Genomic DNA, 22,128 nt, shown 5'->3' on the forward strand with positions numbered 1-22,128 from the left:
AGCTAAAACACATAGCATAGAAGAAATTAGTAGCTATTGCAGATGAAACAGAAAGGATACCTATACTAAAAAAGGCAAAGCCAAACAATTGGCTAGCTGATACAAACCTATCCAATAAAAACAGGTATGCCTTATGAGTTGCTTCGCCATAAACTTTACATTGACATGGTAATTTACGGTGCATAGAATAAAACCAGGCAGAGCAGTTTTGCCTGGGATTTTAAGCAGTAAAGGTCTCTTCATAGAAGAGTAAAAGAGATTTAAACTCGCAACCAATTGTCAATTTCTAACTAATTGTATCGATTATTTAGACCTTGAAAATTGAATGGATTCCGTTGTTTCAGTACTATAAATAATTAACAAAAAATTGTTTAATCAAAAACTTGAAAAATATTTATTAATTCATATTTTGCGATTCTTTTAAATCAATCATATAAGTTCTATTAATATTTCGAATGGCAATCACATTAACAAAAGGACAAAAAGTAGATATTGGTTTATCTAAAATTAGTGTTGGGCTTGGCTGGACACCCAACGAAGGTACTGGATTTAAGTTCGATTTAGATGTCTCTGCAATCTCGATTGATAAAAACAGACTCCTTCCTGAAGAAGAGTTTTTCGTGTTTTATGGTAATAATGATTCTCCGGATGGAGCAATTCATCATACAGGTGATGACCCTACCGGTGGAAATAGTGAAGAAGGAGACGATGAAACAATTGAAATTGATTTAAATAAGATTGACAATAGAATATTGGAAATACTATTTATTGTGACTATTGACGAAGCTTTTGCAAGAAAGCAAAATTTCGGACAAGTACGAAATTCCTATATTCGTATCGTTGATGACTCTACAGGTACTGAAATAGCCAAATACGAACTTGGAGAAGATTTTTCGATTGAAACCGGTATAGAATTTGGCAGACTTTATAAGCGTGAAGGTAAATGGAAGTTTGAGGCATCTGGTATTGGCTATAAAGAAGATTTGGCGTTTTTTCTTGCTAAGTACTTTAAAGGGCAAATTATTAAATAAAACAACCTACTATAAATAAAAATGAACAATTCATTATTGCAATTTGCAATTTCTTTATACGCTGCTGACTTACCTCACGAAAGTATTATCAACTCATTGATTTCCAAAGGAGCAAGCCCTACCGAAGCACAGCATATTTTAGACATCGCCACTATTACGTATTGTACTCAAAATGGACAAGTTTCGCAGCAGTCTGAGCCTGCCGAAGAAGAAGTTGGCTTTGGCGCAATAATAAAAGTCATATTTTCTATTATTGGTTTAGTCCTGGCGGTTGTTAAGTGTATGAATTAAAAAACTATTCAAAAGAGTACAAAAATCTTCAAAAAGTATGGCAATAAATCTTCAAAAAGGGCAAACTATCGACTTAAGAAAAAATGATAAAGGCGAAGTATATGATTTGACCAGAGTAATTATTGGTTTAGGTTGGGATATTCGTAAAAAGAACTTAAATTCGTCTAATTCGGATTACGACCTGGATGTTGTTGCTTTTGTTCTAGATTCAAATAAGAAAATTGCAAATCTGGGTAGAATGGTTGAATTTAATGGTAATAAATTTAACTTTATAGGCAGCGACATTATATTTTATAACAATCAAAAACACCCATCCGGACATATTAAATCAACAGGTGATAACCGGACAGGAGATGGTGATGGCGATGACGAACAAATCATTGTATCTTTAGATTCATTAAGTTCTGAGTATCAAAGTATCGTTATTTTAGTTACTATCTACCAGGGAAGATTAAATAATCAGCATTTTGGAATGGTTAATAATGCCTTCATAAGAGCGATAGATGCGAGGGGTAAAGAAATAGCTCGTTATAATCTTTCAAATGATGCTACTTATAATGGGATGTGTTCGATGACTTTTGCGGAGATTTATCGTAAAGATGGCACATGGAAATTTAGAGCAATTGGTGATCCTAGTCCCAATGATAATTTTACCGAATTGATAGGTAAATATCTAAATTAAAGCTTAGTTTAGTTTGAGAGTAGAAATAAATGTTTCTACGAGGTAAATTACTTATTGGTAATTGCGTATCAAATGCAAAATACCGCGGTTAAAAGTTTTAATTTATTAAGAATAAAGTCTACATACCGTTTGTAACCCTGGTGAGGTGTTTAATAAGTTTGATTTTACCTGAGCCGCTGTGCAAAATATTTATTATTTGAAAGACATAAGAATCAATATTGAGAGTTGTCAATCATTAGAAATAAATCCTCTTTAAATTTTAATTCTCTGTTGTTAGATATAACCTATAGTAATAAAATTGATAAAGAAAATCTGTTCAGATGTAACCAAATAGATTATAAACCACAATATAAAACTTTTAAGAATGTAATAAAAAGTAATAAATAGAATAGAAATTCTCTTCTATCAACTTTGTGACTAATTGATGATTAGAAGAAACTGCCCAAAATCGTTTAATGGAAAAAAGACCAGCTTGTTGACTAAAATTACTACTTAACCGTAATACAGTTCTTAAAACATCTGGAAAACAGAAACTTAAGCAACATTAAAATTTCTATTATCAAATTGCTTTGCCGGTTATAAATAATTTAACTGAGCAAATCTTCCCAATTTTAAATTTTATAGTAAAGTAAATTAAAATTTGCAACGATAGAATATTTGACATTAACTAGGTTTAGCGTTAAAATATGAAAGTAATTGCCCACAATTGAACGCTAAACCAGTGTTTGTGATGACAGGTTTTAATGAAGACCAAAGCGATTCTTTCTTTGTTGCAACTCAATCAATGTTAAAAAAATTAAATTTTCAAGCAATTAGTATTGGTTAAACTCAGCGTAGCTAAACAGTAAAAAAAGAAATAGTTGAAGCTATTACAGGTTCTACTTTAGTGGTTTCGGTTTTGGCAAGTGAGTGGCAGATTTTCATTATAAAGTTGGCTGTGGTATCAATGCCAATAAAGCAGTGGTATGACTTACCAAAAAAAACTGCCGTACACATTGATTTTGCGGTAAACAATACTTTAGATAATAAACATTTCACCAATCTATTTGAAATTTTGGCGAGCATATTGAAATCGATGGTCAAGAGTTAAGGATTTTCAAACAGTTAAAAAGAAATCCTTAATACAAAATAGTTCATGAAAGATTTACTCGGCTTTTCATTATTTCAAAATAAATCGTGGTTTTAAACCTGGTAGAAGGTCAAATTATCGACTTATGAAAAAATGACATAGTAAAAAACATTCGTCTCAACTTTTATCATTAATGGTTTAGGCAGGGATGTAAAACCAAAAACCGATGATAAACTAATTGTACAAACTAGAGATAATTTGAATGGCAAATGAGATTGAATGACGAGCAAATAACTGTAAAACTGAATTCTGCTCCTGTTAAGTAAATTACATTCATGTTTATTTTCTGTATCTATCAAGGGTATCCAAAAAGCTGGCATTAGGGTAGTTTAGATAATGATTCTATTTAATCTTCTGATACAAATAGTAAGAAAATTGTGCTTTACAGTATTTCAAATAGTTTTTAATGTAACGGAATGCGTTCAATGATTTTTAAAGAAACCTATCGTCAAAATAATAATTGGAAGCACTCTGCCATTGGTGAACCGCGTTCAGCAGACCATTTTGTAGGGATTTTAAAAGGACATATATATTTCTAGAAAGTAAATTTTTCTTTAATGCAACTTTATAAACATTACTCATTTGACCTGTGGCTAACACTTATCAAATCTAATCCTGATTTTAAGAAAGAAAGAGCCTTATTTTTTTACAGAAACTTTAATTTCAGCCCCAAAAAAAGTATTGAAGAAATAGAGAAAATATTTAGGCACGTAGATATTATATGCAACGCTATTAATGAAAAAACAGGTAAAAACATTGATGCTGATGAGATGTATTTAATGGTTATTTATCTGATAAATGACGGTTCAGCTGCTTTTTTAGACATTAATTTAGAAAAGTTATATCAGGAAATGGAGACTCTGGTTTTTAATTATCTGCCAATTCTATATAGCAACGAAACACCAGAAATACTAAAAAGAATAAAGGAATCAAATATAAGTACCATTGGAATTTTAAGCAACACAGCATTTATAAAAGGCCAAACGTTACGCAGAGTATTAGAAAAGCTTCAAATTGCTCAGTATTTTGATTTTCAACTTTATTCAGATGAAGTTGGTTTATCAAAACCTAATCGTTCTTTTTTTGATGTAATGATACAAACTGCTTTTGATAGTCACAACGAGTCACCAATAAAATTAAACGACATTATTCATATTGGCGATAACCCTAAGGCAGATATTGAAGGGGGTCTGTTAGCAGGGGTTAATGTTTTTCAAATAAATTCAAATGACAAAACTATTTTAAATTTGCTGAATTAAATGATTCATTCATTCTCTCTACACAAAATCTCCGATATTGACAGCTTTAGTTTTAATCCTGACGACTACAGCCGTTTCAAGTTTGGTGATAATCTTGCCGCTAAATTATTTGGCAAAAATTTAGCAATTGAATTCATCAATCAAGTGCTCATTTGTAAATATAATAAGGAACAGCTTGTTGTGATTTCGAGCCCCTACTCTTTTATACCTACTGCCACTTTTGCCATGAAAAACCAGTTCGTATTTACACTCAATCGTTGGTTATCAGAAAACGGTTTTCAGGTAGTGCAGGAAACCAAAGTCAGTCGCACAATAACATACAAGGAGGATTATGGCGAACTGAACGCAGAAGAAAGAATAAATTTAATTAAAAATGATTCTTTTCATATTGACAAAGAATTTATCAAAGGGAAAACACTTTTGTTCCTGGATGATATCCGAATTACTGGCAGCCATGAAATGATGATAACCCGAATGTTGACAGAATATAATCTAACCAATGAAACGTATCTGATTTATTTTGCTGAGTTGGTAAATAAGAACATTCATCCAAACATTGAAAACTTTCTAAATTACCATTTTGTCAAATCAATCTTTCATTTGAATAGTATCATTAACAGTGAAGGCTTCAATTTTAATACACGGCTGGTAAAATACATACTTAACACAGAACCATCTGTTTTCAATTTATTTATACAAGAGCAAACTACAGAGTTTGTTAATCTTTTGTACGATTTGGCACTGGGTAACGGCTACCATATAATTGAATCATACAAACCAAATTTAAATAATATTAAAAAGTATTTACTTAATAATCATAAACTTTCATACAATGGCAATTAATCTTCAAAAAGGGCAAAGAGAAAACATTAACGCCCCAAAATTTACCATCGGTCTAGGATGGGATACCAACAACTCCTCAACAGGTTCAAATTTTGACTTAGATGCTTCTGTTTTTGTGTTAGGTGATAACAAAAAATTACTTTCTGATAATCATTTTGTTTTTTATAACAATTTAAAAACACCTTGTGGCGGTGTAGAGCACACTGGCGATAATACTGATGGAGATGGAGACGGAGATGATGAACAAATTAAAGTTGATTTGTCAAAAATTGATCCCAATGCAAATGAAATTTGCCTCGTTGTAACTATACATGAAGCAGAGAGCAAAAGACAGAATTTTGGACAAATCCGTAACTCTTTTGTTAGAATTTTCAACTCCGATAATGTTGAAATTTTAAAATATGAGTTAGAAGAAGACTTTTCTGTAGAAACTGCTGTAGAATTTGGACGCATCTATAAACGCAACAACGATTGGAAGTTTGAAGCAGTTGGCACTGGTATGAAAGGAGGACTAGAAGACTTTTTAAATAAATATAACTAATAAAACAATGGCAATTAATTTAACCAAAGGTCAAAGAATTGACCTTAGAAAAGAAAATGGCTCAACACTTACTAATTTTTGTGTCGGCGTAAACTGGGGTGCAATTGAGACAATAAAGAAGGGCTTTTTTGGAGATAAAAAAACGATAGAAAAAGTAGATTTAGATTTGAGTTGTATATTGTTTGACAATCAGAATAACCTTTGCGACCACCTTTATTCACCATTATATCGTGTTGAAGTTTTGCAAAAATTTGGATTACCAAAAGGAAAATTACAAACCGTAGATAATGCGTTACGACATACCGGAGATGATTTGGCAGGAGATACCGGCGGGGATGATGGGTTGGATAACGAAATCATAACCGTTGATTTATCTAAAATTGCCGCAAATGTGAGCCAAATATTTTTCTTCTTAAATAATGCAGGTAAAGAGGACTTTTCGCAAATACCATACTCAAAAATTCGTATGTATGAAGGAACTCCAACATTTGTAAAAGAAGTTTTTGCTTCTTATAACGTAAGTGCTGAAAATCAATATTCGGGCAAAAAATCAATTATAATGGGGAAACTCTATAAGAAAGGTAGTGAATGGAAATTTAATGCTATTGGAGACCCTACCGAAGATATATTTTTAGGACAGACTATTCATCGCATTATAAAGAGTTATTTATAACAAATAGCATATCCTATGTGATGCTATTTGTTAAAGAAAAATTAAAGCCCTGTTTAGTATGTCAAGCCAAATAAATAATATCGAAGGTTTATCGGTTGGTCAAATTAAATCCTATTTCAACCATGGTAGAAAATTTGTGCTTTATCCATTTACAGTTTCCTTCTTTATAATGACGCCTTGACGTAGTTCCGACATATATTTTATCTGGGCAGGTAAAAATCCGGCTAAATATTGATCAGGATTCATGAACATGAATTTGTTACCTGGCTGGCAGGGTATGCTATGGGTACCGGCTTACACCATTGGTGCTTTAATAGAACACATAGGCGGCATAAGAGATATTACCTCAGAAGTGATGTCTTGACTTAATGCAAAATGATCTAAACGATGCAACGAACACGTAAAATAATGCTTTAGAAAATGATACGTCGTTGCAAACTGGAAGCTCAGTTTACAATAACTTAAATTTAAACAAAGGAAACTCTTCGAGTTGCCCTTACAATATCCAATAACAATGAGAAGACTACCCGTTTATTTATTATTAGACACTTCAGGGTCAATGAGTGGCGAGCCAATTGAAGCAGTAAAAAATGGTGTCCAGATAATGATAAGTTCATTGCGTCAAAATCCACAAGCAATAGAAACAGCCTTTCTTAGTATTATTACTTTTGATAGTTCTGCTAGGCAAATCATTCCACTCACTGATCTAGCATCTTTTCAAATGGTAGATATCAAAGCCTCCGGAACCACTGCTCTAGGTGAAGGACTAAAATTAGTGGCTGCTTGTATTGATAAGGAAGTTGCCAAAACCACAACCGAAAGTAAAGGTGATTGGAAGCCTCTAGTGTTTATTATGACAGATGGTGTACCTACTGATGATTGGAAAAGTGGACTAAATGAGTTCAGCAAAAGAAAAACCGCATACACTGTTGCTTGTGCCGCTGGTAGCGGGGTAGACACTTCGGTTTTAAGACAAATTACTGAAAATGTTGTAAGTTTAGATACTGCTGACGGGCAAAGTATAGCTAAATTTTTCCAATGGGTAACAGCATCAATTGGTGTTTCTTCTACAAAAGTGGAGGATTCAGGTAAAGAAGTTACCGGCTTAAATGAATTGCCCCCTCCGCCGCCAGAGCTGAACATTGTTGTTTAAATTTTATTTTACGAAAACAATTGTGCTGGAATAATATCACAAATTTATAATCACGAAATTTCCGGCACAATTTAGTTTTTCAGACATTTTTTAGATTGTGAAGAACGAAATTAATTTTTATTAACAATGCGACGACTCCCCGTTTATTTTTTGTTAGATACCTCAGGGTCAATGTATGGTGAGCCAATCCAGGCATTAAACAATGCACTTATCGGAATGTTAAATGCCTTAAGGTCAGATGCACAGGCATTAGATTCGCTTTGGCTATCAATGATAACATTTGATAGAGAAGTAAAAGAACTTATGCCGCTTACTGAGTTGGCTTTATTCCAGTTGCCAGAAATAACTTGCCCTCAAAGTGGGCCAACCCATACTGGGAAAGCACTTGAGATGCTCTATGAAAAAACGAAAAAAGAAGTAATTAAAGGCACTGAAACTCAAAAAGGAGATTGGAAACCTCTATTGTTTATCTTTACTGATGGTAAGCCTAATGACTTGATGTTGTATAGAGAAATGATTCCTAAAATAAAATCTTTAAACTTTGGAGCGATTGTCTGTTGTGCGGCTGGGTCAATGGCAGATGACAGCCTGTTGAAAGAATTAACACCCGATGTGGTTCATCTTGATAATGCAGATAGCACAACATTAAAACAGTTTTTCAAATGGGTTTCAGAAACTATTGAGCAGGGCAATAAAAGTCAAGGAACCGGCGAAAGCGTGGCCTTACCACCACCTCCGAGTGAAATAAATTTGGTGATTTGATTTATAATTTCCCTGAACATCTTTAATTCTCTATAAACCATTTAAGTAAAATAGCCTAACCCCACCTTCAGATGCTAATAAAACTATTTCTAAATGTATTAATAACAGGCTTATTTATTTTTTCAAAACTACTACCATTTAAGGACAAGTTAAGCAATAGTAATCTGGGTGTGTTTATTTTTTTTGAGAAGATTTTCAGTCCGATATTAAATGGTTTAAAATCATTCATAAGGCCATTCAAAGTGGGCAATGGTTTGTCGCTTGATATGACGCAAATAATTTTATTGATTATACTTTTGGTACTAAACAACTTTTTTTGACAACATGAGACGACTACCCATTTATTTTTTAATTGACATCTCTGAATCAATGGTAGGTGAGCAAATTCAGCAGGTAGAAGAGGGTATAGCTACTATTATTCAGACACTTAAGGCAGACCCCTATTCAATTGAAACGGTTTGGGTTTCGATAATAGTCTTTGCCGGGCAACCAAAAACAATTGTTCCATTACAAGAAATTGTAAATTTTTACCCTCCAAAGTTTCCAATTGGTAGCGGAACTTCATTGAGCAAAGGCTTGGGGCATTTAATGTTTGAACTCCGTACTAATATAGTAAAAACAACTTATGAACGTAAAGGAGATTGGAAACCAATAGTCTTTTTGTTTACCGATGGTGTGCCAACTGATGATACATCTGCTGCCATTGCTGAATGGAAGCAAAATTGGGCAAGAACGGCCAATATGGTTGCTATTTCGTTTGGAGATGAAAACAACACAAATCTTCTGGGAGAATTGACAGAGAATGTACTTTTATTTAAAAACACTGATGCTCAATCTTATAAACAGTTTTTCAAATGGGTAACTGACTCTATCAAGACAAGTAGCGAAAGGGTTGAACAAAATACATCTGGATTTGAGTTATCGAAACTAGACGAAGAAATAGTTACTAAAATCGATTTGTCTAAATCAAAACCATCTCGTACCTATGTAGATAATAATTTTGTGGTGCTGTCAGGCAAATGTCAGAACACAAAACGCCCTTACCTAATGAAGTATAAAAAAGTTATTAATAACTCTGGTTTTGCTGGACTAAATTATCAAACCGTAAGTTATCGATTGGTTGGTGCTTTTCAATTGGATAACACATATTATGAATTATCAGATGGAAATGATGCCAATCTAAAAATTAATACAAGCGAATTGATAGGTGCTCCTACTTGCCCTTGCTGTGGTAATCAATTTGCCTTTGCATTATGTGTGTGTGGCAAAATTCATTGTGTTGGATCTGAAGAAGTCAGCACTTGTCCTTGGTGCAATATGACTGGAACGTATGGATATGGTGGTGCAAACTTTGATGTAAACAGAACTCAAGGATAAACCAAAAGAAAGATGTCAGAAATTAAAGCATATATTAAAGCAATTTTAGAAAAACATAAACTCTCAATTTCTTCTAATAAAACCTTGCTTCTGGATGAATTTGTTAATGATGAAACTAACATTAATCTTTTTAATCAAATAAAAGAAACCCAACAATTGCTAATGGATAAATGGCTTTTAAAAAATAGAATTGACGATATTAAAAGTCAGGTTATTTCTATTCCGAACGGAACGGTAGGTAAAGCGTACTCTGCAAAAATAGAAATCGAAAAATGGCAATGGAGAGATATTGCATATTTAGAATTTGAAGGACTTGAAAACTTAAATCTACAATACAGCGACAAAACTGAATGGATTACTGGTATTCCCAGTCAAAGCGGCGAGCTAAAAATAAAAATGAAGTTCAGAATAAAAGGAGAAGCTGACGACTCTTTTCTTAACGAAAAGATTGTTTCTCTTGTTATCAACCCTGATCCAAAATCACTTTGGAAAAATATTGAAAGCGATAAGAATGCACTCTTTTGGAAAGAAGATAATATTAACGAATTAATTCCATTAGGTGATAGACATTTGGTTGTGGCATCAAAAAGAGGGCGCTCTCATGCAAATGTTGGTTCCTTCAGAGATGATGATTATGCGTTTAAGCATTTTGAGGAAAACGATTGGAGTATCGTAACCGTAGCTGATGGAGCGGGTTCTGCAAAGTATTCAAGGCAAGGCTCGAAGCTGGCGTGTCAGAAAACAATAGAGTTTTTTGAGACACAATTTTCAAAAGATTTGGTTTCAGAGATAAATGCTTTTTTTGAAAGTGAAAATACCCGAGGAGTTACAGAAGTACCCCAGGACTTAAAAAGAAAAATAATCCAAGAATTATATAAAATTACACTTTATGTTCATAACGAAATTGTAAGTTTTGCAAAGGCCACTGAAAATAATTTAAAGGACTTTCATACAACTCTTATTTTTAGCTTGTTCAGGAAGATACCAGAAGGATATATAATCCTGTCTTTTGGTGTGGGAGATTGCCCAATTGCATTACTTAACAGAGAAATCTCTGAAGTTTCATTACTTAATTGGCTTGATGTAGGAGAATACGGCGGTGGAACTCGTTTTATAACTATGCCAGAAATTTTTAGTTCTGAAAAAATGAGTTCAAGATTTAACGTAAAAATCATTAAAGATTTTTCATTTCTGATGCTAATGACAGATGGAATTTATGACCCAAAATTTGTGGTAGAAGCTAATCTCGAAAAAATTGATAAATGGAAAGAGTTTTTATTGGATTTAGATGGCAAAAACGATGAAAACTTAAAAGTTGATTTTCAAGCCGATAATAACAAGATTGCCGAGACATTAAACAGATGGTTAGATTTCTGGAGTCCTGGTAACCACGATGATAGAACTTTGGCAATAATATTTTAAAAGAAAAATATGAGTAATATTATTACAGTAAAATCAATAATTGATGCCACAAAAACATATCAGTATGTTGATGGCGAACCCAAAAGAGGTGGTGTAAAAGATGTTTACTTTAGCCCGGACAGAAAATATGTAGTGGCCATTTTTAGAGATAAACAGGATTTTAACCAACGAGAAAGACTCATACGGATTACAGACAAATATTATAAGCAGATTAAAGAAAAAGAGGCAGGTGATTATTATTTGGAAGAAATATATCGTTGGCCTACCGACGTAATTGAATTTGATGGCAAACTGGGGATTATTGTTCCGATTTATAAGCCAAAGTTCTTTTTCAAAAAAGGATATGTTTCAAGTGATTTGATAAAAGGAGAAGAGAAAAATGGAAAATGGTTTGCAGGTGCGAAGTTTAGAAATAAAAAATTTCCACTTAGCTTGGATGAGTCTGAGCTGGGAAACTGGATGAGTTATTTTCAGGTGAGCGTTAATATTGCCCGTGGTGTAAAAAAAATGCACTCAATGGGTTTATCTCATTCTGATCTATCTTATAATAATGTACTGGTAGACCCCGTGTCAAAATCGGCGTGCATGATTGATTTGGATGGTTTAGTTGTGCCAGGTTTATTTCCGGCAGAAGTAATAGGTACTGCTGATTTCATTGCGCCTGAAGTACTGGCCACTAAGCATCTTAACAAATCTGACCCAAACCGGAAACTCCCTAAACGAGAAACAGATTTACACGCGCTCGCTTGTCTGATCTATATGTATTTATTACATCGCCATCCGCTAAAAGGTGGCAAAGTACATGATTTAGATACAGAAAAAGACGACTTGCTGTCAATGGGTGAGAAAGCACTATTTATTGAGCATCCCACAGATAAGGCAAATCGGCCTAAATTAGACCAGGTATCTAAATGGGATTTGTTTTGGGCGGATGTTTCCCAATTACCTTACACTATCACCGGCCCATATTTGAAAACTCTGTTTGATAAAGCATTTATTGATGGTTTGCATAATCCAATGCAAAGACCAACCGCCGATGAATGGGAACAGGCATTATTAAAAACAACCGATTTGATGCAACCGTGCAGTAATACTGCCTGTGAGCAGAAATGGTACGTTTTTAATAATACTAACAAACCCAAATGCCCTTTCTGCGGAACTTACCACCAAGGTACCTTGCCTGTTCTGGATTTGTATTATCAGTTTAAGCCTGCAGTCTGGAAGCCTGAAAATCATCGCCTGATGGTTTATCATAACCAATATTTGTTTCAATGGCATGTAAATAGAAATATTATCCGTAACGAAAAACTCACTGATGCACAAAAAATACCTCTTGGTTATTTTACTTTTCATAATGGCAAATGGGTATTGGTCAATCAAAAACTAACTTCCTTAAAAGACTTGACTGAAGATAAATTAATCCCGATCAATTCTATGGTTGAATTAACTGACGGTAAGAGACTTTTACTTTCAAATGAAGAGGGGGGGCGTGTAGTTCTTATTACTATGGCAAATAAATAATTCTATTTATTTTATGATTAGAAACACGCTACAATCTGGGTCATATTCAAATAATGCCTTAAAAAGTTATGTTGAAGACAATAAAATTTTGTTCAATGAACCGGTAATTCTCCAAAACAGCTCAAACATTATCGTTAAGCACTATTTATATTCCTGCCATTCTGAATAGTGGCTATAATTTACTTTGCTTGGGTCTTCAGGCCTTGGCCATAAACTGTTAATCTGTAATACTTTTGATGTACAACTTAAAGCGGAATAATAACTATCAGAATAAATTAATAACTATAATACAAAAATAAGAATGAACGATTTTTTCCAAAACACCAGTCATTTATGGCAAGAAATTATTAATAACCCACTCCCATCATTGGCAATTATTGGAAATCTGATTATTATTGAAAGCTTACTTTCGGTCGACAATGCGGCAGTTTTGGCTACAATGGTGATGGATTTACCAGAAAAACAAAGAGACAAAGCACTAAAATATGGGATTTGGGGCGCTTACATTTTCAGAGGATTAGCAATGATTTTTGCAGCGATTTTAATTACCATTTGGTGGTTAAAACCTCTTGGTGGCGTATATTTACTTTACTTAGTGTGGGATTGGTGGAAAGGAAAACAAACCGAAACGAAAGAAGATGATATTATTGATAAAAAAGGCAATTGGCTATACCGCTCTACGGTTGGTTCTCTAGGCAACTTTTGGGCAACGGTCTGCATGGTTGAATTAATGGATATGGCTTTTTCTATTGATAACGTATTTGCAGCTGTAGCTTTCACACCGAACATTATTTTGGTTTGTACCGGTGTTTTTATCGGAATTTTGGCAATGCGATTCATAGCTCAGTGGTTTGTAAAATTGATGGAAAAATATGATTTTCTTGAAGGGGCTGCTTTTATTGTAATTGGTATCTTAGGTATTAAACTTGTTTTATCTCTATATGAGCATCTTTACCCCACAAGTGCAATCAGTAAATTTTTAGGCAGTCACGCCGCAGATATAGGCATTTCAGTTCTAACTGTTGCAATTTTCTTTGTGCCCATTCTCACCTCAACTTTATTTAATTTTCCAAAGAAAAACTAAAATGTACTGTTTAAACCTGACACCGATAAATTGTATTTCATAACGATTCGCTGCATCAAAGTATATAATAAATTTTAGTATAATTTGGCCACCCTTGGTAATTGTAAAAAGGGTGATCTTTATGGAGAATCCAGACTGCAAAAGCCTGGATTCTCTATTTAAGGAATCCGGGTCTTTGTTTTGTGCGATTTTCGGAAAAAGGATTATTGGATTTTAGGCCATCAGATTTATATTGAAAGTTTTCTTCAATGAAAACTATTTCGCATTATTTCGCTGTTTTTTTCCCGTTCTGAAGGCGTTGAGAGTGAAGGTTTCGATATATATAGAAACAGCGTTTAGTAAAATAAGCAAGTTCACCAGATTAAAGCTGATTTAAAGAATGTGCGGCTATTTTATTACCACAAATACCCGCTAATTTTATAGTTATATGCTCGTTGTTGGGTAATAGCTTGCAAACGCCATTGGGTGGTTTTAATATACAACTACACCATAATCTGCACTACTCACCACTCATCTGGTTTCTGATAACCCGAGCTTCACTGTTTTACAAATCTAAAGTATAAAATTCACGTTTTTGAGCCTAAGTGTGCTTCCTACTTGCTCTAATTCACATATAATTCTTATATTTAGCAGGTTTTGAAATAAACAACCACCGGAACAATAAACGATTACAATGTTATGAAAAAACTCCTGCTTTTTGTCTTTCTTCCCTGTTTCTCATTTGCGCAGATTGATAGTACTGATATCATCGTCAAAAAGATGATGGAGAAGCAAAAAATTGTTGGGCTTTCGTTGGCTGTTATAAAAAATGGTAAGGCCATTGTAAATAAAGGCTACGGGCTGGCTAATGTAGAGTTAAATGCACCGGTTACTTCTGAAACGGTAATCAGGCTGGGGTCGGTTAGTAAGCAGTTTTTTACAACCGCTGTCATGAAATTAGTGGAAGAAGGTAAATTAAGCATAGAGGATTCGGTGCATAAGTTCTTTCCGGATGCGCCTGAAACCTGGCGACCTATCCAAATTAAACACCTGATGTCGCACACATCGGGCCTGCAAAGAGAAGCGCCGGCCTACGACAATTTTAAAATCCAACCTGATTTAGATGTGATCAGGTCTGCCTATAACTTACCGTTGGTTTTTAAAACCGGTGAAAAATACCAATATTGTAATTTAGCATACTTTATGCTGGCTGAAATTATAAAACAGGTTAGTGGCAAGCCCTGGCAGGATTACATCCATGAAAAATTATTTGTACCTGCTGGCATGACCCATAGCTACCTGACAGATTTTTATCGGATTATCCCTAATCGCGCTGCCGGTTATATGCATAAACGCGACACCCTGATTAATGCAACAGCCATGCTTGGTATTAGGCCGAGTGGCGGATTTCTTTCTACTTCTTCTGATATGATTAAATGGGAGAAGGTATTAAGCAAAAAGGATATTATTCTTAAAAAAGACAATTGGGAAAAGTTATGGGAACCGTTCATTAAAACTACCGCCAGGGCTGAATCAAAGGAATACTATGGTTTTGGATGGTTAATAGATGAATACAAAGGGCATAAATTAATTATCCATGGTGGTTCAAATATTGGATTCAGGTCTGTGTTCGCACGCTTTGTAAATGACCGGCTTTCAATTATTATTTTAACCAATACAGACGAAGCAAATCCACGTGCAATTGCAAACGCGCTTGCAGATTATTATTTCAGAAAATACTGATTTTATACGGTTTCATATTGAACTACAAATTTTAAGATAAGGTACAGGCGCCAAACCAAGCTTTGCCACAACCGTTTTTGGTGGCTTTCAGGTTCTGTACATCTCTGTTAACCCATAATGGTTGCGTCGGGGTCAACTTCTACCGAGGTTGGCACATTGTTTACAATAAATTCTATCCTCATAGATACATTTTCTGGTTATTGAATAAGGAATTTGGCTTCACTAAATACAAACAAATACCATGAATATTTCTAACGGAGTGTTTCCGGTTTAAACAAAACACGTCCGTCTGGTTTAATTTGCCAGGCTGTAACCGGGTTCATGTGGTAGCCACCTTCGCTGCCTCTGGCCTCAAATAACTGCTTTAATGTGGGTTGTGTATAGCCTGTTTCATCAGTTACCCGGCTTAAAATCTCGGTTTCCTGCCCTTTCCAATGCCATAAATGCCTGAACTGCACGTGTGCTTTATCTAGAACAGGTTCGTTGAGCTGTGCCGCCTGCCAGTTTTTACCGGCATCGGTGCTTACTTCAACTTTAATCACCTTCCCTCTGCCCGACCAGGCCAACCCCCGAATCTCTATCCAGCCTTTTTCAACTTTTTGCGGATACGACGGAAAAGTAATAATAGAGCGCGCATCTATATCGAAACTGAAAATCCTGTATTTCCCGTCTTTAATGGGCTCGGTATATTTGGAGGTTTCTTCTCTGGTGTAGTATGGAGCATCTGATAATTCCAGTCTGCGGAGCCACTTGACACTGGTATTACCCTCCCAGCCGGGCAGGAAAAGCCTGACAGGAAAACCCTGCTCTGGTCTGAGCGGCTCTCCATTCTGAGCATAAGCCACTATAGCATCGTCCCATCCTTTTTTTACAGGAATACTACGGGTCATTACGGCAGCATCGCCACCTTCGGCCAGAAACCACGTGGCATTGGGTTTCACACCCACTTCTCTGAAAAGCGTTGAAAGTTTAACACCTGTCCACTCACTCTGGCTGGTTAGTCCACAAATATCCTGTGGAGTAAGATTCTCTTTTCCTCCTCTGAAATTTCCAGAACATTCTAAAAAAGCAATGCGCGAAACAGAAGGGAAACGCTTTAAATCAGCAACGGTAAAGACTAATGGTTTTTCTACTAATCCATGAATGAGTAATTCATGTTTGGTGGGGTCAATGGCTGGTACGCCGGCATGATGACGTTCAAAATGTAGGTCTGATGGGGTAATCATTCCGTAAAAATCCTGCAGTGGCGACCTCGACGAAATATCAGAAAACTTTTTAACAGATTTCACAAAAGGCGAGCGCGTTCCGACTTCACCCGCAAGGATACCCAATTTTTTGGTGGGGTCATCAACAACATTTTCCGCAATACCTTTTTGTATGGTTTGCCCTTTGGCTGTCTGTATAATAGCCACCGCTGCCGTAGCTGCACCACCCAGCAGTTTTCTTCTGGATATTTTCTTAGGAAACTCCTGCGTTATTTCAACAATCTTATCCATTTTCATCGGATTTCCGCCCCTCCTTTGCGGTCGTCAGGTATAAACAGTTTTCTGGCAGGCATCTCTATTTTTGAAAGGTTCTGGTCGTTAATTACAGTTTTTTCATCAATTATCTGGTTGGCATTTAATAAATAGGCTGTTAGATGATATACCTCTTCATTGCTTAGCGAGCCGGGCGCATTAAATGGCATTGCCCGGCGGATGTAATCAAAAACAGTGGTGGCATAAGGCCAGTAATTGCCAATCGTTTTTTCCTTACGGCCATTAGCAGGGGTTTTGCTGGTTACCAATGAGCCATTTGGGCCACCGACTCCCCCTGCCCCATGGCAAGCCGCACATTTGCTATCAAAAATCAGTTTACCTCTGGCTGCTATACCGGCACCAGCCGGTAAGCCTTTTCCATCAGGGCGAATGTCAATATCCAGCCGGTCAATATCTGCTTGTGATGCTTTTCTGCCAAAGCCAAATGTATCCGGGGTGGTATCGGTAAACATCTTCGTATTAGTAAAAACAGCAGCGGGCTTCCCGCTTTTTACGGTTGAATCGCCGGTATGATAACCCACCTTCAGAATAATGCCCCCAATTAGTGGAAACACCAGTTTTATGATTGTTTTTTGTGTATAAATCACTTTTTCTGATTTTTAAAAAAATGCAAGTCGAACCGAATTTTAATCATACTTTCCGGCTTCAAGTGTACTACGGGAAAGCACATATTGTTTATTGAATCTGTCAAGCACTACCTTGATAGAATCTTTCTTTTCGTTAATACCAGACAAAACCACTCTGTTGCCACCGTTCAATACTGAATAATTCAATACCATCCGGTTACGTTTGGTAGGGCGACTTTCAGCCTCGATGCCTTTTGTGCGACGCGCTGAATAGGCAATTGGCTCAATTTTCTTATCTTCCGACCCTATAATTGCTTTTGCTTCATCCGGTATCCAATTATCAGCCTTTGATTTTTCGGTTCTTTTTGTTGGCCGGGCGGCAGACCGGTTATCGCCTCCAAAGTCTGTCCTGTTACCTAAAAACTCGCGGCCTTCCTGCCTGTTACCACGGTTTTTATCCTGTAAATACAATACATGGTTTATGGTGTCTGCTTCATAGTAAAATACCCGCTGGCCACCGGCCACACCTGTCAATTCAAAAGTACGGTTAATGTCGCGCATCGGAGCACCTCCCCCATTCGACAAGTCCAGCTCTACAGGTTTGTTAGTTTTGAAAGTAAGCGTTGTCCATTTTTCAAAAGTTGCCTGTTGCCATCTGATAGAGTCTAAGGGTGAATATGGAATAACCTGATTATTGATTCTGAACTCAGTTACATTATAGTTGCCCCGTAATTCTTTTATGCCCTTCAGGGCCGGTTGTTTGTATGGGTCATATAAAAAATTGACTACTGCCAGATAAAGAAACACCGGCAGAAACAGCACAATGGTAGCTGTTTTCAAAGAAATGCGGGTGATTTTCTGCCATGCCTTTGAAAATGCCGGATAGTAAACCGCCGGCACGGTATATTTCTCAAGAATCAGCAGGTTGTAGATTTGCGGAATATAACCAACCAGCAAAAAGGCAGAAAAAAGAACGAAATAGGAACTATATACATGCACCCCGCCATCATAAGCAAAATTGACATACACGATGTCTGCCAGAGCACCGAAAAGCAACACCGCCCCCCAGAATGTAGTGGCTCTGAAAAACAATAAAGCGCCTGCGGCTACCTCAACAACGCCTGTAAAAACCTCGTACCAGGGTACAATACCTATCGACAGCCAGTAAATCTTCTGAAGTGTCAAATCTCCGAAATTGGTGTTCAGTACACCCCATGACGGATACGGCAACTGAGTGGGTGTCAATTTTGTAAAACCAAATCCGATAATGCCAATACCAGCCCGATAACGCACTATTACATTGAGCCAATAATATAATCGATTATACTCGGCACGTTCAATTTTTCTGTATTTAGCAATGGCCGTCCAGACCAGACCCACTGCCACCGCAAAAATGAGCGTTATTACCCAAATGGCATAACCATTCAGAGTAGAACCAAAAATCCGGTTACCAAAAATATTAAGACCCGAGCCAAAACGTGCAATATCATATAAATCGCGGTAATGGAGGTGCAGCCAGTTGAAATTAGAAATTTCCTTATACCAGTCTGTGCTATTAGGCAAGCTCATGGCAATAAAAAACACGAATGCAATCCGGAATGCTATTTTCTGCCAGTTTTGCCATGGTTTATATGCGTTGTCTTTTGATTTTCTCTCAGGTAATTCTTCTCTCAAATCTCCCTGAACTATCTTTAGGTTTGAATCAGACATAATTGTGATGCTTTATGAGGTTGAGAATTATAATTTGAGCGCATTTCTGCGACCAGCTTTTTTGGCTTCAATTGTGAGATACTTTTTATTGATTTTATGTAGCACCGCATAAACAGAATCCTTGCCGGCACTTAAGCCAGTCAAAACAATTGTGGAGTCGTTCTTTTTTTGAAACGACAGCACCAATTGGTCGCCAGGATAATGTCTGTTCCGATTTTTCAGCCTTACTACTGATCGGGTTGAGTCAAAATCATAACTGTAATAGTGCCGCCCCTGAGTGCCCGCCAATTCATAAATACGGTCTTTGTCATCTGAGTAGATTTCTTCTGTGACCAGATTTTCTAACACAACCGCCTTGTTTGATTGAATACTAACGGTATTCCACTTTTCAAAAACCACGCTCTGCCAACGTGTAGAGTCAGTTCTGGAGTATGGTATAAGCTGGCCATTCCATCTGAACTCACTTACGTTATAAAGGCCGCTTGTTTTTTCAATTCCTTTCTTTTCGGGGAAATGGTATCCGCCTTTTTTATACCCTGCATAGGTTTTGGCACCATACAACACCACAAAAAACAATATAAAGACTGATTTTAAACTCAGCCGGTATGGTTTCCATTTGTTATCAAAAACAGGCTGATAGTGGTTTGGCTGAACAGGCTTTTGAAGCGACAACAGATTAAACAGACGTACCGCATCAAAAGCGAACAGATAGAGCGCAAGGCTAACCAGATAAAAAGCATATACATATTCGCCGCCTTCATAAGCAATATTTGAAATGGCAATATTGCCCGTAAAAGGCAGAATAATAAAGGTGGCAATTGTAGCAGTTTTACGATTGAGCAAAAGCAAGCCGCTGATAATTTCTACAAGCCCTAAAAACGACTGATAGTCTGGTACAACCCCCAAACCAAGAGAGAATAGTTTCCAGGCGGTAAAGTCGCCGTAATTGGTATTGAGATTACTGATAGAAGGAAAGGGGGCCTGAATAGGGAAAAACTTAAGAAAACCATAGGTTATTACACCCGCTGCCAGCCGGTAGCGCACCAATACTCTTAACCAATAATAGAGTTTGTCGTAATTGATTGGTTTAGCATAGGCCTTGCCCCATAGCAATGTACCTGCAGCAGCCACTAGCGCAATAATTATCCAGTTAAGGAAGCTGTCTTTACCGGTAAAAGAAGGAGAATACCTGGAAAGGTAGAAGATATCGCGGTATTGCACATGCAACCAGTTGATTGAAAAAAGGTGTCTGAAAAACCGGATGTCTAGAGGCAATACCTGCAAAAAGAAATAAATGGCAAAAAACCTGAAAATGGTTTTTTCCTTGTTACTCCAATTCGTTTGAGAGTTTAGTTCAAGAATGTTAGACATAGAATATTTTGTTTTGGTAAGTGTCTTAAAAACCAAAGGTGTAATCCGGCTGGTAGCCAATACAGGTTTACAGGCCGGATTAAGTTTAAATCAATAGCCCGGGTTTTGGGAAAGCGCTTTATCAATCTGGATTTCTCCAACCGGAATGGGCAGCAAGAGCCGGTTTGGGTCGGTTACATTAAAAACCTGCGTTGCATGGCCAGTACGTACGATATCAAACCAACGATGTGGCTCCAGGGCAAACTCTACTCTTCTTTCATTTTCAACAGCAAGCAAAAGTGCGTCTTTTGTAGAGGCGGTGCTGGGTTCTATCGCTGCGCGGTCGCGTATGGCGTTCAGGTCTGCCAATCCATCTGTTATTTTGCCCAGATTGGCTCTTGCTTCTGAACGAATCAGATACAGCTCGGCAATGCGGAAAATATAGCTCGGGTCGGTGGCGGGTGTACGGTAATATAAGTTGCCATACCAGCGATTCTGATTATCTTTTGCTACCAATGCACTGCGGCCACCGCCAATTTTAGGGTCATTGAGCAAGGTTATCAGGGCATCATTCGGAGCCCATTGGCGAGTGCCTCCGTTGGTTTGAGGTTGCCATTGCCCCCGATGCGTGTTAGGTTCATTGGCACTGTAGAAAATTTCAAAGACAGATTCCTGCGTACCTCGGGCATCATTGGCAAAAAAAGAACTGTATGGCTTTACTAATTTATAGTTTGTATCAACAATCAGTTTTGAAGCATATTCTTCTGCTTTAGCCCAATCTTTCAGGTATAAGTGCAGGCGCGCACGCAAGGCCCATACGGTTTTGCGTGTAGCCCGGTAACGGTCTGTTGTAGAGGGTAGCAGAGGCTCAGCCGTTTCAAGGTCTTTTAGTACCAGCGCATAGGTTTCTGCCTGGCTGCTTCTGGCAATGCCTCTGTTTTCTGCCGGAGTTGCAGTTGGTTTAGTAATCAAAGGAACACCTCCCCAGGTGCGTGCCAGATCAAAATAAGACAAAGCCCGTATAAAATAAGCCTCACCAACAATCTGATTTTTAAGCGTCTCTGTCAGAAGCGGGTCTGTTACCGCAGGTACCTTGGCAATTACATTATTGGCGCGATTAATAGTACGGTAGATGGCTGTCCAGGCTCCTGAGATGGTCGAGTTTTCAGGTTGCACTTTTTTATTGATAAATTCCTGCACCTGCGACTGCGAGCCCGTCCATTGAATATTATCACCGGATAAATAGCCTATCGACTGAAAAGTCGTACCATAATAGCTGCCGTTGCTTAAGGCCGAATAAACCCCTCTTAAGGCTGTTTCAGCTGAAGCTTTGTCAAAAATGGTTTGGGTATCAGAAATAGATTCCAGAGGTTTTACATCCAGAAAATTACTGCAGGATGCACTCAGCGTAAGTATTCCTGCAGATAGAATATATTTTAATGATTTCATTTCCTTTAATTTTGGTTATCAGTTT

19 protein-coding genes are annotated in these 22,128 nt (G+C 36.8%); 14 read left to right on the forward strand and 5 right to left on the reverse strand.

The genetic code is table 11. The features are described from left to right. Nucleotides 1–455 precede the first annotated feature (455 nt). The 14 genes from NZ848_RS05280 (at nt 456) to NZ848_RS05345 (ending at nt 15,490) form a co-directional block, all read left to right on the forward strand. Nucleotides 456–1,031 carry a TerD family protein gene (locus tag NZ848_RS05280; RefSeq protein ID WP_253526194.1) on the forward strand — a complete coding sequence of 192 codons (576 nt, stop codon included), beginning with the start codon at nt 456–458 and terminating at the stop codon, nt 1,029–1,031. Nucleotides 1,032–1,052: 21 nt separating this feature from the next. Continuing rightward, on the forward strand, nt 1,053–1,322 hold the full coding sequence (locus NZ848_RS05285; RefSeq protein ID WP_259014649.1) for a hypothetical protein: 270 nt from the start codon (nt 1,053–1,055) through the stop codon (nt 1,320–1,322). A 37-nt stretch (nt 1,323–1,359) separates the two neighbouring features. Further along, nucleotides 1,360–2,004, forward strand: coding sequence for a TerD family protein (locus NZ848_RS05290; protein ID WP_253526213.1), 645 nt, complete (start codon nt 1,360–1,362; stop codon nt 2,002–2,004). A 1,686-nt stretch (nt 2,005–3,690) separates the two neighbouring features. Further along, entirely contained in the window at nt 3,691–4,392 is a 702-nt protein-coding gene (locus tag NZ848_RS05295; protein WP_253526215.1) for an HAD family hydrolase, read from the forward strand. Beyond that, entirely contained in the window at nt 4,393–5,235 is an 843-nt protein-coding gene (locus tag NZ848_RS05300; RefSeq protein WP_259014650.1) for a phosphoribosyltransferase family protein, read from the forward strand. Continuing rightward, entirely contained in the window at nt 5,225–5,776 is a 552-nt protein-coding gene (locus NZ848_RS05305; RefSeq protein WP_253526219.1) for a TerD family protein, read from the forward strand. Before NZ848_RS05300 ends, NZ848_RS05305 begins: the two co-directional genes overlap by 11 nt. A gap of 7 nt (nt 5,777–5,783) precedes the next feature. Further along, nucleotides 5,784–6,449, forward strand: coding sequence for a TerD family protein (locus tag NZ848_RS05310; RefSeq protein WP_253526227.1), 666 nt, complete (start codon nt 5,784–5,786; stop codon nt 6,447–6,449). 514 nt (nt 6,450–6,963) lie between these two features. Beyond that, the gene (locus NZ848_RS05315) at nt 6,964–7,602 is read left to right on the forward strand and encodes a vWA domain-containing protein (protein WP_253526228.1); all 639 of its coding nucleotides are present in this window, start codon (nt 6,964–6,966) and stop codon (nt 7,600–7,602) included. 126 nt (nt 7,603–7,728) lie between these two features. Further along, on the forward strand, nt 7,729–8,364 hold the full coding sequence (locus NZ848_RS05320) for a vWA domain-containing protein (RefSeq protein ID WP_253526233.1): 636 nt from the start codon (nt 7,729–7,731) through the stop codon (nt 8,362–8,364). A 324-nt stretch (nt 8,365–8,688) separates the two neighbouring features. Beyond that, entirely contained in the window at nt 8,689–9,741 is a 1,053-nt protein-coding gene (locus NZ848_RS05325; protein ID WP_253526235.1) for a TerY-C metal binding domain-containing protein, read from the forward strand. Nucleotides 9,742–9,753: 12 nt separating this feature from the next. Beyond that, nucleotides 9,754–11,163, forward strand: coding sequence for a PP2C family serine/threonine-protein phosphatase (locus NZ848_RS05330; RefSeq protein ID WP_253526237.1), 1,410 nt, complete (start codon nt 9,754–9,756; stop codon nt 11,161–11,163). Nucleotides 11,164–11,172: 9 nt separating this feature from the next. After that, nucleotides 11,173–12,684, forward strand: coding sequence for a helix-hairpin-helix domain-containing protein (locus NZ848_RS05335; protein ID WP_259014651.1), 1,512 nt, complete (start codon nt 11,173–11,175; stop codon nt 12,682–12,684). Nucleotides 12,685–12,985: 301 nt separating this feature from the next. Then, entirely contained in the window at nt 12,986–13,768 is a 783-nt protein-coding gene (locus NZ848_RS05340; protein ID WP_253526255.1) for a TerC family protein, read from the forward strand. 678 nt (nt 13,769–14,446) lie between these two features. Then, on the forward strand, nt 14,447–15,490 hold the full coding sequence (locus NZ848_RS05345) for a serine hydrolase domain-containing protein (RefSeq protein WP_259014652.1): 1,044 nt from the start codon (nt 14,447–14,449) through the stop codon (nt 15,488–15,490). A 251-nt stretch (nt 15,491–15,741) separates the two neighbouring features. Here NZ848_RS05345 and soxC read toward each other — a convergent pair whose 3' ends face one another. From soxC to NZ848_RS05370, 5 genes are all read right to left on the reverse strand, one after another. Further along, nucleotides 15,742–16,986 (reverse strand): sulfite dehydrogenase, encoded by a 1,245-nt coding sequence (gene soxC / locus NZ848_RS05350; protein WP_390890860.1) that lies wholly within the window; start codon nt 16,984–16,986, stop codon nt 15,742–15,744. Nucleotides 16,987–16,988: 2 nt separating this feature from the next. Beyond that, a complete protein-coding gene (locus NZ848_RS05355; RefSeq protein ID WP_390890861.1) occupies nt 16,989–17,582 on the reverse strand; it encodes a c-type cytochrome in 594 nt (197 codons plus the stop codon). Between the two features lie 72 nt (nt 17,583–17,654). Further along, complete coding sequence (locus NZ848_RS05360) at nt 17,655–19,304, reverse strand: hypothetical protein (RefSeq protein ID WP_259014654.1); 1,650 nt, start codon at nt 19,302–19,304, stop codon at nt 17,655–17,657. A 27-nt stretch (nt 19,305–19,331) separates the two neighbouring features. Further along, nucleotides 19,332–20,675, reverse strand: coding sequence for a DoxX family protein (locus NZ848_RS05365; protein ID WP_259014655.1), 1,344 nt, complete (start codon nt 20,673–20,675; stop codon nt 19,332–19,334). Between the two features lie 90 nt (nt 20,676–20,765). Beyond that, complete coding sequence (locus tag NZ848_RS05370; protein WP_259014656.1) at nt 20,766–22,103, reverse strand: RagB/SusD family nutrient uptake outer membrane protein; 1,338 nt, start codon at nt 22,101–22,103, stop codon at nt 20,766–20,768. Nucleotides 22,104–22,128 lie beyond the last annotated feature (25 nt).

The sequence above is a fragment of the Emticicia fluvialis genome (assembly GCF_024793945.1).
GTDB lineage: Bacteria > Bacteroidota > Bacteroidia > Cytophagales > Spirosomataceae > Emticicia > Emticicia fluvialis.

Excerpts from the sequence above, each read along its gene's own strand:
- NZ848_RS05360 (WP_259014654.1), bottom strand. The coding sequence starts at position 19,304 with ATGTCTGATTCAAACCTAAAGATAGTTCAGGGAGATTTGAGAGAAGAA.
- NZ848_RS05300 (WP_259014650.1), top strand. The coding sequence starts at position 4,393 with ATGATTCATTCATTCTCTCTACACAAAATCTCCGATATTGACAGCTTT.
- NZ848_RS05370 (WP_259014656.1), bottom strand. The coding sequence starts at position 22,103 with ATGAAATCATTAAAATATATTCTATCTGCAGGAATACTTACGCTGAGT.
- NZ848_RS05280 (WP_253526194.1), top strand. The coding sequence starts at position 456 with ATGGCAATCACATTAACAAAAGGACAAAAAGTAGATATTGGTTTATCT.
- NZ848_RS05325 (WP_253526235.1), top strand. The coding sequence starts at position 8,689 with ATGAGACGACTACCCATTTATTTTTTAATTGACATCTCTGAATCAATG.
- NZ848_RS05365 (WP_259014655.1), bottom strand. The coding sequence starts at position 20,675 with ATGTCTAACATTCTTGAACTAAACTCTCAAACGAATTGGAGTAACAAG.
- NZ848_RS05320 (WP_253526233.1), top strand. The coding sequence starts at position 7,729 with ATGCGACGACTCCCCGTTTATTTTTTGTTAGATACCTCAGGGTCAATG.
- NZ848_RS05305 (WP_253526219.1), top strand. The coding sequence starts at position 5,225 with ATGGCAATTAATCTTCAAAAAGGGCAAAGAGAAAACATTAACGCCCCA.
- NZ848_RS05335 (WP_259014651.1), top strand. The coding sequence starts at position 11,173 with ATGAGTAATATTATTACAGTAAAATCAATAATTGATGCCACAAAAACA.
- NZ848_RS05315 (WP_253526228.1), top strand. The coding sequence starts at position 6,964 with ATGAGAAGACTACCCGTTTATTTATTATTAGACACTTCAGGGTCAATG.
- NZ848_RS05345 (WP_259014652.1), top strand. The coding sequence starts at position 14,447 with ATGAAAAAACTCCTGCTTTTTGTCTTTCTTCCCTGTTTCTCATTTGCG.
- NZ848_RS05285 (WP_259014649.1), top strand. The coding sequence starts at position 1,053 with ATGAACAATTCATTATTGCAATTTGCAATTTCTTTATACGCTGCTGAC.
- NZ848_RS05330 (WP_253526237.1), top strand. The coding sequence starts at position 9,754 with ATGTCAGAAATTAAAGCATATATTAAAGCAATTTTAGAAAAACATAAA.
- NZ848_RS05340 (WP_253526255.1), top strand. The coding sequence starts at position 12,986 with ATGAACGATTTTTTCCAAAACACCAGTCATTTATGGCAAGAAATTATT.
- NZ848_RS05310 (WP_253526227.1), top strand. The coding sequence starts at position 5,784 with ATGGCAATTAATTTAACCAAAGGTCAAAGAATTGACCTTAGAAAAGAA.
- soxC (WP_390890860.1), bottom strand. The coding sequence starts at position 16,986 with ATGGATAAGATTGTTGAAATAACGCAGGAGTTTCCTAAGAAAATATCC.
- NZ848_RS05290 (WP_253526213.1), top strand. The coding sequence starts at position 1,360 with ATGGCAATAAATCTTCAAAAAGGGCAAACTATCGACTTAAGAAAAAAT.
- NZ848_RS05295 (WP_253526215.1), top strand. The coding sequence starts at position 3,691 with ATGCAACTTTATAAACATTACTCATTTGACCTGTGGCTAACACTTATC.